Annotated in this window: 9 protein-coding genes; 4 read left to right on the top strand and 5 right to left on the bottom strand. The window is 62.0% G+C overall.

The features are described from left to right. The first annotated feature begins 20 nt into the window (after positions 1-20). The gene (locus tag E4191_RS24520) at positions 21-155 is read left to right on the top strand and encodes a hypothetical protein (RefSeq protein WP_269436661.1); all 135 of its coding nucleotides are present in this window, start codon (positions 21-23) and stop codon (positions 153-155) included. 44 nt (positions 156-199) lie between these two features. After that, positions 200-907 (top strand): hypothetical protein, encoded by a 708-nt coding sequence (locus E4191_RS24690; RefSeq protein WP_331459625.1) that lies wholly within the window; start codon positions 200-202, stop codon positions 905-907. A 472-nt stretch (positions 908-1,379) separates the two neighbouring features. Here E4191_RS24690 and E4191_RS03665 read toward each other — a convergent pair whose 3' ends face one another. From E4191_RS03665 to E4191_RS03650, 3 genes are all read right to left on the bottom strand, one after another. After that, positions 1,380-4,727, bottom strand: coding sequence for a DEAD/DEAH box helicase (locus tag E4191_RS03665; RefSeq protein WP_135312205.1), 3,348 nt, complete (start codon positions 4,725-4,727; stop codon positions 1,380-1,382). Positions 4,728-5,007: 280 nt separating this feature from the next. Then, the gene (locus E4191_RS03655; RefSeq protein ID WP_135312204.1) at positions 5,008-5,610 is read right to left on the bottom strand and encodes a YaeQ family protein; all 603 of its coding nucleotides are present in this window, start codon (positions 5,608-5,610) and stop codon (positions 5,008-5,010) included. 372 nt (positions 5,611-5,982) lie between these two features. Next, positions 5,983-6,867, bottom strand: coding sequence for an NAD(P)-dependent oxidoreductase (locus E4191_RS03650; RefSeq protein WP_176562620.1), 885 nt, complete (start codon positions 6,865-6,867; stop codon positions 5,983-5,985). Between the two features lie 290 nt (positions 6,868-7,157). On the opposite strand from E4191_RS03650, the gene E4191_RS03645 reads away from it, so the two are divergent. Next, entirely contained in the window at positions 7,158-8,051 is an 894-nt protein-coding gene (locus tag E4191_RS03645; protein ID WP_135312202.1) for an NAD-dependent epimerase/dehydratase family protein, read from the top strand. 340 nt (positions 8,052-8,391) lie between these two features. Continuing rightward, positions 8,392-9,270, top strand: coding sequence for a non-homologous end joining protein Ku (gene ku / locus E4191_RS03640; protein WP_135314306.1), 879 nt, complete (start codon positions 8,392-8,394; stop codon positions 9,268-9,270). Positions 9,271-9,594: 324 nt separating this feature from the next. On the opposite strand, the gene E4191_RS03630 is transcribed toward ku, so the two are convergent. Beyond that, on the bottom strand, positions 9,595-10,956 hold the full coding sequence (locus tag E4191_RS03630) for an amidase (protein ID WP_135312201.1): 1,362 nt from the start codon (positions 10,954-10,956) through the stop codon (positions 9,595-9,597). Beyond that, a complete protein-coding gene (locus E4191_RS03625) occupies positions 10,940-12,364 on the bottom strand; it encodes a TRAP transporter large permease (RefSeq protein WP_135312200.1) in 1,425 nt (474 codons plus the stop codon). Before E4191_RS03625 ends, E4191_RS03630 begins: the two co-directional genes overlap by 17 nt. Positions 12,365-12,395: the final 31 nt, after the last annotated feature.

Genomic DNA, 12,395 nt, shown 5'->3' with positions numbered 1-12,395 from the left:
ACCCCCTGCCAGCGGGCAGAATGATGGCCACCGAGCGTCGGCGCGAACTCTGTGCGCTCCTAGGTCTGGGCCTCGTTCGGCTCCGGATGCGCATCGATGGCCTCGGCGGCCTTGCCCGGGAGATGCTGGCCGGCGCGATGGAGCGTGCGGCGTGACGCGCGCAGCGCCCGTTTCCGCCCCTGCCCCTGTGCCCGAGGCCATGACACTGCATGTGCCCTTCCGCGTAGTGAAGCGTGGCGGACGCAAGGAGATCCAACTGCCGGAGGGTGCGCCGCAGCATCGCCGACGCGACAGTGCTCTGGTCAAAGCGCTGGGACGCGCTTTTCGCTGGAAGCGCATGCTGGAGAATGGCGAGTTCGCCACCATTGGTGACCTGGCCGGGTCCGAGAGCATCGCCCATTCCTATATGACCCGGGTCCTGCGGCTGACGCTGCTCGCCCCGGACATCGTCGAAGTCATCCTCGACGGCAAACACGGCCCCGAACTGACACTGCGCAGGCGTCCCACGATCTTCGAGGAGGGTCGGCAACGCCCTCACGGGCGAGCGATGCCGGCCGGCCTCGTGGATGCCCGAACCACATCAAACAGGAGAATGACGATGAACATGGACGAAGGCCATCGTTGGGTCGAGAGGGAAGTCTTGCAGCAAATGGCACGGGAACTTGGCGCCCATCTTGTCGGCTGCCTTCTTCACCTAATCGCCGATGCCGAGGACAACGGCGAGATCGCGTACCAGACCGCAGTCATGCTTCTGGCCGCTGCTCCGGACATGAGCAAGCTGAAAGCACATAAAGATGTTTCAAGACTGGTGAAGGCTGGATGGCTTGCCGAGAAGGGCGACCAGCTGGCGATCAAGGGGTACGGTACCACCTTCATCCAAGACCGCACGCAAAAGCCGCCGGCCTGAACTCAAGGCCGAACGCAGGGACCTGCCGGAGGGGACGCTGGCCCCGCTATGTAGCACGGCCGACAAAGGCAACGAGTCCAGAGAAACTTACGGTGAAGCCGCGCCTCCGGGTGCGGCTTCACCCGATCTCGGCGGTTATCCTGGTCCTCACACGGCGAACAGCACACAGACCGTGTGAACCAGGTATACGGTTCGAGGCATTGCCCCGGCGCTGAAAGAGCAGGCGGACGCCGTGCTGGAATGTAAAGATATTGCGACTCCAGCTCAAACGGTGCGGTGACGGGTTTGACGCTGGCATATGCCTCCCGGCCGGAAGGGCCGCGACGGGGGCCGGTTCCACGCGTTTTCCCGGGACCTTAAGTCCGTGCGCGCATCTTTCGAGGCTGCAACGTCGCTGGTTGCGCGGTACCCTCGCCCGTACGCGACCCGGCAAGAGGGCGTAAGGGGGAGACGGGGGCGCATCCGAAGCCTGTCATGGGCTCAGCGGGGCGAACAGATCCTGCAGGGTGGCCTCGTCGAGCAGGATTTCAGTCGCGCCGGACGCGTCGTCGAACAGCGCGTCCGCCAGCGCCTGTTTGCGCGCCTGCATGTCGAGGATCTTCTCCTCCACCGTGCCTGCGGCGACGAGCCGGTGGACGAAGACCGGCTTTTCTTGTCCGATCCGGTGGGCGCGGTCCATCGCCTGCCGCTCCACTGCGGGGTTCCACCAGGGATCGTAGAGGATCACCGTGTCGGCCTCGGTCAGCGTCAGGCCGACGCCGCCCGCCTTGAGACTGAGCAGGAAGACCGAAGCGTCGCCGCGTGCGAAGGCGTCGAGTACCCCGGCGCGGTCTTGCGTCTGGCCGGTGAGCATCAGGTAATCGATACCCGCCGTCGCCAGATCGTCCTCGATCAAGCGCAGCATCTCGACGAATTGTGAGAACACCAGAACACGTCGCCCTTCGGCGACCAGCTCGGCAAGCAGATCGCGCAGCCGGGCGCGTTTGGCGCTGTCGGTCACGGAGCGGGCGGCTTCCGTCTTGACTAGGCGGGGGTCGCAGCAGACCTGCCGCAGCTTCAGGAGCGCGTCCAGCACGGTGATCCGCGCCGCGGCCGCCCCCCGTTTGGCGATAGCGTCGCGCACGCGGGCATCCATCGCGCTGCGCACCGTCTCGTAGAGCGCTTGCTGGGTTTTGGGCAGCTCTACGCGGTCGAGGATCTCGGTCCGGGGCGGCAGTTCGGCGGCGACCGCCTCCTTCGTGCGGCGCAGCAGGAATGGGCGCAGGCGACGGTTCAGCCGGGCCTGCACGGCGGTGTCGCCGTGCTTCTCGATTGGCGTTCGGAACAGCGTCTGGAAGCGCTTTCGATCACCCAGCAGCCCCGGGTTCAACCAGTCGATCAGGGTCCAGAGGTCTTGCAGCGAGTTCTCCAGTGGCGTGCCCGTGAGCGCCAGACGCCCGCGCGCGGGGACCTCGCGCAGGGTCTTCGCCATTTGCGAGGCGGGATTCTTGAGCGTTTGCGCCTCGTCGAGGATCACCAGCGGCCAGTCCTGGGCCGCCAGCCAGTCACGGTCGCGGGCGAGAAGCGGATAGGTCGTCACCACCAGATCGGCCCGCAACGCGTCGTCCCGCAGGGACCCGCGGCCCGTGCCATGCAGGACCGCAAGACGCAGCTCGGGCGTGAACTGCGCGGCCTGCGTCTGCCACCCGTGCAGCAGGGACGTGGGCACGATCAGAAGCGCCGGGCCGGGCGCTCCGGCCTCGCGCCGCGCCTGCAGGAGGGCGAGCGTCTGCACCGTCTTGCCGAGCCCCATATCGTCGGCCAGCACTCCGCCAAACCCGGCCTCCAGCAGGCTGCCCATCCACGCCGCGCCATAGGCCTGGTAGTCGCGCAGTTGCGCGGTCAGGCCCGCGGGCGGCGTGAAACCTTCGGCCTCGGCCAAGGTGCGCAGGCTCCGCGCAAGCGGCAGGATCCCGGCATTGTCGGCGAAACGGACCGTGCTGCCGGCAAGCGCTTCTTCGGCCAGCCGCGCGACGTTGGCGTCGGACGGGTGCAGCGATCCCCACTCCGCGTGATGGGTCAGGAAGAGGTGCAGAAGCGGCGCCAGCGGGCTGAGATCTACCGCAACATAGCCGGCCTTGCCCCGGTTTAGATAGACCCGCCGCCTGGCAAGATGCTGCGTCAGGGTCTCGACATCCGGCACCCTTCCCCAGTCCTCGCGAACTTGCTCCAGAAACGCCGCGACCAGCGGCGCCACATCCACCACCTTGCCGCCGATCTCGACCTTGAAGCCCAGCGAGAACCAGTCGTTGCCCTGGAACGCCTCGCCCGCCTCTGCCTGCGTCGTGACCATCAATTCGGCCGCTTCCGTGCTCAGGCGATAGGGCCAGTTCGAAGTCTCGACGATGTCCCAGCCCTCGCGACGCAGCTCGGGCACAATCCGAAAGGCGAAATCCACAGCCGCGTGCGGGTCCGACCTCTCCAGCGTGTGAAGGTTCATCTCGCCATCGGCGAAGACGAAATCGCACGCCATCATGCGCTCGCCCGGCCAATGGACCTCCAGCTCATCCACCGGCAGCGCGCCCACTTCCATCAGTCGCGTGGCGCAGGCGGCTTCCCACTGCGGATCGCGGGTCAAGGTGACAACCTCGCCGTCACGGACAGTCCGCGGATCGGCGTCGCCCTCTCCGACCTCCAGCCCGTCGTAAAGGAAGCGCAGCGTGAGCGTGGGCAGCTGCACTGTTGAGCCGTAAAAACGCGGCCCGTCGCGTGCGCTCTCGCGGCCTAGGGTCAGTCGGGCTGTGCGCTGCCTGGCCGCCCGCTTGGCCTGGCGGATCGCACTCGGGCGCGGCAGGTCCAGCCCCGCGAGCGTATCGGGCAAGGCCGCGCCGAGCTCGGCGACCTCTTCCGGGGCGACCTCAGGGCTGGCCTCCACCAGTTGGAGAGCGTCTGCGTCCACATCCCCTTCAAGCGCCCCGATCCGCCCCTGTGCGGTATCGACCCAGAGCGTCGCGCCATCAAGGCTGCGCAGACGGAGGGGATGGCCGGCGCCATCCGCGAAGCTCAGCCGCTGGCGGCCGTCCGCAGCCATCAGCCAGGTCAGGCGCGGCGCAGGCCGCTCATCGGTCCAGTACAGCTGCGCGTCCGGCGCGTTGTCGTGCAGGAAGCGGCCCGTCTCGCACAACCTGCGGATCAGCGCGATCGCGTCCTGCCCCCTCGGGCGCAGCAAATCTGGCAGCCCGTAGCTGTGGCCAGCATCCCACAGTCGCGCCTGCGCCAGCGCCGAGAGCAGCTCGAGATCCACCGGGCGTATGAACTTGGCCGGACCGGTGCTGCCCAGAGCATGGGCCGCGTCATAGCGGCGGATTGAACTGGTAAGCCCGTTGCCCGCCGCGTTGATCCGCCCCTTGCAGATGTCGATTCGCATCTGCGGGCAGTGCGGCGAAAGCACATAGAGCAGGCGATCCTTCACCTTGTCCGGGTAGTCCTCGTCTCGGGTTTCAGGTGGCTGCGCACGGGACACGCTCTCCTTGACGCGGCGCAGCCAGCCCTGCACCGGCGCGGCCAAACCCGGTCGAGCGTGCCGCTTCGCAGCCCATGTCACCACCACCGCAGCCACATGCTTGCAGTTATGGCCAAGTGGGCAGGAGCACTGCCCGTCCAGCCATCCTTCGCCAAGGGCGATCCGCTGGCGATACGTAGTACCGCGACCGTTGGACACCCGTGCCGCGAGCGTACCGTCCCCCGATACATCGACCGACACGACGAGACCACGCCGCACATAGTCGCGCCCGCGCTGCAGCGCCGCCCCGTCGAAATGATCGCTTAGCCGGATGTCCATGGATCGTTACTAACGCTCCTCGCCCCCATTGGAAACGACGGCGCAGCCGGCCCCCGCCGCTTCCGCCTGCCGATCACGCTGGCTTTCCTCTGGGAAGAGGGCGGCCGCCCCCGCGCCATGATCCACCCTTTGGCTGTCTGACCTGCTCCCGCCCGGACATGGCCACCTATACCGTTAGGCCTCATGCTTCGTCCCAGCGCAGGCGGCGCAAAGCTGCCGTCGGTCACGATGACTGGCAAGGCGGTGTAGCCCGCACGAAGCAGTCATTGGCGCGATGGAGTTAGCTGACTTCGCCTGAGGTGCCGTTGGTCCGGTTTTGGCGATAGCTTGCGGACGTCTGTGCTGCGCTCTTCCATATGTCGGGCGTGAGGTAGACGACCGTCTCATCGACGCTCACCATTACGTCGCCATCTTGTATATTGACTTGGAGCTTCATCGCGCGGTTGGCCAACTGTGCCAATGCGGCCGTGTCGGCCTCCGTGAAACTGATGATCTGCAAGTTCTCGAAACGGGTGGTGCCGTTCCTGACCTTGTCCCACCACATTTCGGCAACCCTGCCACCATAGGGGTAAACAATAACCCTCGCAGCTTTAATGCTGGACTGACGCAGGACCTTTTCGCTTGGAAGTCCTAGTGCCACCCACAAATCGATCTCGCCGCTAAGGCTCTTCTGCCAGATGTCGGGTTCACTGTCCGTCGACAGTCCTTTGGTCATTTCCAAATGCTCATGGGCGTTCAGGGCAAAGGCGAGAATACGGACCATCAGCCGCTCATCAGTCTCCGAAGGATGCTTTGCCACAGTCAATTTATGGGTCTCGTAATAATGGCGATCCATGTCAGAAACTGATAGCTCGATTTTATAAATGGTGGCGTTTTGCGCCATGATCTGCCCCAACCCTAAAAGGATCCGGCTGCCTACCCCGTCCGGTGTTCCTTGGAAAGCGGATACAAAGCCCGCCAATAAGCATTGGCCGACATACCGCGTCAAAGATGGATGACGTCACGGTTGAGTTGATCAATTCGCGTTCTCAACTCTTCAGCTGCCGTTGGCCCTTAACGGACGGCCTACTGTTGCCACGCGCTGCAGTGCAGCGTCCTCGAACCGGACACCGTTTTTCGAGGAGGGCTAGGATGTGCGCGTTCCATTGGGAACATCGCTCCTATCTTAGCATCTTCGGACGCGACCTCGTGGGGTTTGGCGCCTCATCACGGGGTCCGGAGGCTTCAGTCTGAGGGACGGCGCACAGGCTCGTGGTCATAGACCATTGGCCTTGGCGATGTAATCCGACAGATGCGGCACGTAGTCTTCCGGGCCATCTCCTCCCGTAGCCATCGCCAGCGCAAAAGCGTTTTTCACGGCGCTGGCCATCGGCGTGGCGATGGTCGCGCCGTTCGCCATGGATTCGACATAGCGCATGTCCTTGTAGGCATTTCCCAAGGTGAACTTGTGCGCCTCGCGGTTGCCGTCCAGCGCATAGTCCATGAATGTCTGGTAGAAGCCGCAGTCCATCCGGCCACCCCGGATGACCTTGTCGAAGTCTGCCACCGGAATGCCGACCTTGCGCGAGAGGGCGAGCGCCTCGGAATACAGCGCAGCATAGCCGAGCGACAGGAAGTTGTTCAGAAGCTTCATCTTGTGGCCGTCGCCAACCGCGCCGATATGCACGATCTTGGCGGCCCAGGTGGCGATGATCGGCTGCACCCGCGCAAAGGCGGTGTCGCTGGCCCCCACCATGCAGTCGAGCGTTCCGGCCCATGCCTCCTTCGGGGTGCGCGACAGAGGCGCGTCGACGAAATCCACGCCGATCTTGGCCAGGTCCGCCGCCAGACGCAGGGTGACGGTCGGGTCGGATGTGGAACAATCCACCACCACCGCGCCCGGTGCCAGTCCGGGCTTCAGGGCCGCCACCGCGGCTGCGACCTCGGGGGAGCCAGTCAGGCACATCAGGATGACGGTGCAGTTGCGCGCAAGGTCCTCCAGGGAGGCGGCTTCGACGGCACCGCGTGACATCAGGTCATCGACTGCCGCGCGCTTGCGGTGGGCCACCACGGTCAGCGGATAGCCCTTTTCGACGATGTTCTTCGCCATGCCGTGCCCCATCAGGCCAAGTCCGACAAAACCAATCTTCTCTTGCGTCATCGTCATTCTCCGGGTGAGTCAGGAAAGGTCAAAGCGGCAGCGCAGGTCGGCGATCCGTTCGGGCATCAGAAAGCGCAGCGTCCGACTTTGCAGCATCGGACCCAGCATGTCGATCCTTGCAGGTGCGTCGGATCGGCCGGAGGTGCTTGTCCTTGGCGACCGGATGGTGGTGCTGATAGAAGGCGTCATTACCGGGGTCCTTCCTCTTGGATGCTGCACCGCCACGGGTGTTGCCGGCTGCGACCAGCTGACCAGGACCGTCGGACAAACTTAAGGATACGGAGAGTCTCATGACCAAGCGCATCGTTTTCACGGGCGGCACCGGCAAGGCCGGTCGCCATGCCGTGCCCCATCTTCTGGCCAAGGGCTACAAGATCCTGAACGTCGATCTCAAGCCGCTCGACTGTCCGGGGGTGAACACGCTGATCACCGACATCACCGACAGCGGCCAGGTCTTCAACGCCTTCACCACCCATTTCGGCTTTGACGGCTACGACGAAGGCGCGCCGCCGAAGGCCCCCGACGCCATCGTGCATTTCGCCGCCGTGCCGAGGGTGATGATCAACCCCGACAACACCACCTTCGCGCAGAACACCGTCGGCACCTACAACGTGCTGGAAGCGGCAATGAAGCTGGGCGTGCGCAAGGTGATCTTCGCCAGTTCGGAAACCACCTATGGCGTCTGCTTTGCCGAAGGGGACAAGGATTACCATTCCTTCCCGCTGGAGGAGGATTACGACAGCGACCCGATGGACAGCTACGGCCTGTCGAAGGTCGTCAACGAAAGGACCGGCCGTGCCTTCACGATGCGCTATGGTGTTGATGTCTATGCCCTGCGGATCGGCAACGTCATCGAGCCGCATGAATACGCCAACTTCCCCGGCTACCTGGCCGACCCGATGAGCCGCAAGCGCAACGCCTGGAGCTATATCGACGCCCGCGATCTGGGCGAGATCGTGCATCTTTGCCTGCAGAAGGACGGGCTCGGCTATCAGGTCTTCAACGCGGTGAACGACACCATCACCGCCACCCTGCCGACGGCGGAGTTCCTGGCGACATATGCACCAGATACGCCGATCACCCGGCCGATGGGCAAGGATGAGGCCCCGCTGTCCAATCGCAAGATCCGCGACGTGCTGGGATTTCAAGAGGCACACCCGTGGCGGAAATACGTGGACGTCTGATCCGATAGACCGGGCGTCGCGGTCGCGATACGCCGGTTGACCAAACCTATATGGGATTGCCGCGATATGGGGGCACTCTTGGTTGCAAGCGCTGCGAGCATTAGCCTCGATTATTGGGTGCGATCGCTGTTTCATGGCGCAGAATGCTGTTGTTCGGCGTCGGTCGGAGGCGCTGCGACGCAGCGCGCCCACTCCACCCGTTCACGCTCGCTTCAGCGGCCCCGATCAGGCACCATCTCCACCGTGATCGAACCCGGAATAAGTGCCGCATCAGCACTATGTTCCAGCGGACACATGAACTGATCAGTGCTTGCCGAGTTCTCTAAAAAGGGAGGCTGTCATGGCGTCACGTGCCGTCTGGAAGGGTCAGCTGCGCATGTCCCTTATTGCCATTCCCGTCGAACTTCATGCGGCCACCAAGTCGGGGGCGCGGGTGTCGTTCCGGCAGATCCACGGACCTTCGGGGAAACCGGTCAGATACGAAAAGACCGTAGCGGGTATGGGGCCGATCAAGGCCGACGACATCCTGAAGGGTTATGATGTCGGGGACGGCGATTACCTGCTGCTTGACCCTGAAGAGATCGACGCGATCAAGCTGGACACCAAGAAGACGCTAGAGCTGGTCCAGTTCGTTGATCAGTCCGAGATCCCGCCGCTGTGTTACAACAAGCCCTACTATGTCGTTCCGACCGATGATCTGGCCGAGGATGCCTATCGCGTCGTGCGCGACGCCTTGCGGGCCGAGAAGAAGACCGCACTTGGACAACTGACGATGCGGGGGCGGGAATATCTGTGCGCGATCCGCCCCTGCGGCGACGGCCTGCTGCTGGAGACCCTGCGCTATGAGGATGAGATCGGCGAGGCCGAACCGTTGTTCGCATCCATCGAGGACGCGGCCAGCGACAAGAATCTGCTTGAGGTGGCGACCCAGCTGATCCAGCGGAAGTCGTCGTCGTTCAACGCCGAGGCCTTCAAGGATCATTATGACAAGGCGCTGCGTGACCTGATCGAGGCAAAGCGCAAGAACCGCAAGACCCCGCGCGCCAAGGCAGGGGACGACGATGGCGGCAGACCCTCGGGCACAAACGTGGTCGATCTGATGTCGGCGCTGAAGGACAGCCTGAAGAAGGATGGCGGCAAGACCAAGGCGCCGGAGGGCATGGGTCTGACTTCGAACCTTCTCCAGCCAGTAAGCTGGTCATTCGAACTTAACATGTGATCCTTCAGATGACAGCGCTTGTAATTGTAGCGCAAGGCGTGGGCGATATGCATTGCCGATCTTATGACACTGCATCTTGCACCTTATTCAGCTAGCTGTTTTGGCGGTATACGATTGGCAAGCTGAAGTGCGGAGGCTTGCCGGCTTGAATCATCACGTATTCAGCGCCTGCGCGATCTGAAGGTCGTATAAAGATCCCAGCCTGCGAGAGCTACAGTTAGAGCTACCACAGATGCAAGGTCTACTCTTGGCACATGGAAAACTAAAATACCAAGAAACACAACCAATACGACAAACGCCAATAAAGCCATAAATATGTTCATTTTATTGCCTTTCATTTCCATAAGTTTCAAGGTACTTGGCCAGCCAATTTGCCGTGCGCAAAAGCCGGGCGTCATTGCCTTGCCGCCCAACAAGCTGAATTCCCATGGGAAGCCCATTTTCCGCCGTGAACAAGGGCAGAGTAATTGCCGGCAATCCAGCCAGCGTCCAAAGACCATTGAAGATCGAGTTTCCTGTATCAGCCAGTCCCGATGGTGCAGGGCCCAAGGCTGCTGGGCACATGATTGCGTCGCAACGCGAAAAAATTACATCCGCTCCGGCATTGATAACCTCGCGCCAATCAAGGGCAGAAAGATAATCCCGTGCAGGCACGGATTTTCCTTCGTCGATCGCCGCTTTGAGGACATTAGACATCTGGTCTCGACCGCGCCGCTCGAGCGCATAGTAGCATTTGGACATTTCGGCGAAGTTAATGCGCTGGCGTATCGTCGCGACTTCATCCAGCATCGGAAAGGGGACCTCGCAGCAATGCTCACCCAGCAGCGCGGCAAGCTCTTGAACAGCCGCTCTCATCTGCGGCTCTGCCTGATCCCAACCCGGGATCCGTGCCAAGCCGAAGACCGGAGTGAGCGGCACGTCTGATAGGGCAGTTTGCAACAGACGCGGTATGGGCAAGGCGTCCGTGGCCTTGTCCGCGGGATCATGCCCGCACAACACCTCGGCAAGAAGCGCGCAGTCGGCAACGCTTCGCGCAAATACGCCCACCGTATCCAGAAAGGGCGATTGTGGCAGTATGCCGGTCCGAGGAATCAGGCCAAAGCTTGGCTTCATCCCGACGATGCCACAGAAGGATGCAGGACGGATGACCGACCCCCCGGTCTGCGTTCCAATCGCCAACGGCACCATTCCGGCGGCAACGGCCGCGGCTGATCCCTGCGAGGATCCGCCCGGGGTATGCGCGCTGTCATGGGGATTGCGGGTCTTGCCCGGATGCATGAAAGCACATTCGGTGGTGACGGTCTTTCCCAGAATGATGGCCCCTGCCGCGCGCAGTCGCGCGACGATCCACGCGTCCTCGGTAGGGACCCGCCCCGCATCGATGGACGTCCCGTTCTCGGTAGGGACCCCCTTGGTATCGATGATGTCCTTCAGCCCGATTGGAAGGCCATGCAGCGGGCCCAACGACCGTCCTGACTGGCGCCATTGATCCAGGCGCTTTGCCTGCGACAAGGCATAGTCCTGGTCAACCCACGCCCATGCGCCCACCGTGGGTTCTAAGTTTTCGATACGTGCCAGGCACTTCTGGACAACATCGACCGCCCGCAATGCCCCAGAAGCAAGGCGGTCGCGCATCTCGACCGCCCCAAGCCCCAGGATGGCATCTCCCTTATCGTGAAGGGCCATAAACCGCATCCGGTAACATGAAGACGATCTGCGGATAGACGTACATCAGGATCATCGCGATGATGACCATGCCGCAATAAGGCAGGACACCCGCAAAAATTTCGGTCAGCTTTACGTTCGCTGGTGCGATCCCTTTCAAATAGTAGGCGCTCATTGCCATAGGTGGGGTCAGAAAACTGGTCTGCAGGTTCAGAGCGACGAGGACGCCGAAGAAGAGTGGATCGATCCCGAAGATCGGAAGCAGGGGCAAGAAGATCGGGACGAAAATGATTATGATCTCCGACCACTCGAGCGGCCAGCCAAGCAGGAAGATGATCAACTGAGCAATCAGCAAGAACTGGATCGGGGTCAAATCAAGGCTTTGAACAAACTCTGAGATGACCTGTTCACCTCCCAAATAGCTGAACACTGCGGAAAAGACATAGGACCCCACGAACAGCCAACAAACCATCGCCGTTGTCCGGACGGTGAGATAGACGCTTTCACGAAGGCGATCGAACGTCATGGCCCGATAGGCAATGGCCAGCAGTATGCCGCCCAAGGCGCCGATCGAGGCAGCTTCGGTCGGTGTGGCAAGGCCGAACAGGATCGACCCCAACACTGCCAGGATCAGGACGGCCAATGGAAGAAAACTTGTCGCCAATAGCCAGAGCAGCTTGCCCATCGGGACGCTCGGCAACTCCTTTTCAGTAGGCTTGGGGGCGAGTGCTGGGTTTATCATCACCCGAACCACGATGTAGACAAGATAGAGCCCGACCAACACCAGACCCGGCAGAAGGGCGGCCGCGTAGAGGCGCACGATGGAGACGCCGGACGAGGCTGCATAGACGATCAGCATGATCGATGGCGGGATAAGGATTCCCAAGGTGCCGCCAGCACAGATGATGCCGGTCGCAAAACTGTGGTTGTAGCGCATCTTGAGCATCTGAGGCAGGGCCAGCAGACCCATCAGCGTTACGACCGCCCCAACGATCCCGGTCGCTGTCGCAAACAAGGCGCAGGTGATCAGCGCCGCAACGCCAAGTGAACCCGGCACATTCCTCGTTGCTACCGCGATTGAGCCAAACAGCTTGTCGACGATATTTGCACGCTCGACGATGTACCCCATAAAGAGAAACAACGGGATGGCCGTCAGGACCTCATTCGAAATCACCGTGTAGGTCTGATTAACAAAGAGATCAAAGATTCGGTTGTTGTAAAACCCTTCGATCCAGAGCGTGGTACTTTCCCACCAACCTGCAGTCTCATCAAGACGATCGTATGAACGCCACATCCGACTAGGTTCATAATAGGCAAAGTAGCCGAATCCAATCCCAATCGCCATCAGTGTGAATGCGATGGGAAATCCGAGGAAGACGCAGAAAATAAAGATGCCAAGCATGAACAAGGCGATCTGAGGATCGGTCACGTCGAGGACTCCGGAATCTGAAGGACGGATG

Origin of the sequence: Paracoccus liaowanqingii, assembly GCF_004683865.2 — a bacterium.
GTDB classification, from domain to species: Bacteria; Pseudomonadota; Alphaproteobacteria; order Rhodobacterales; family Rhodobacteraceae; genus Paracoccus; species Paracoccus liaowanqingii.
This window is presented reverse-complemented; position numbering and strand designations above follow the sequence as displayed.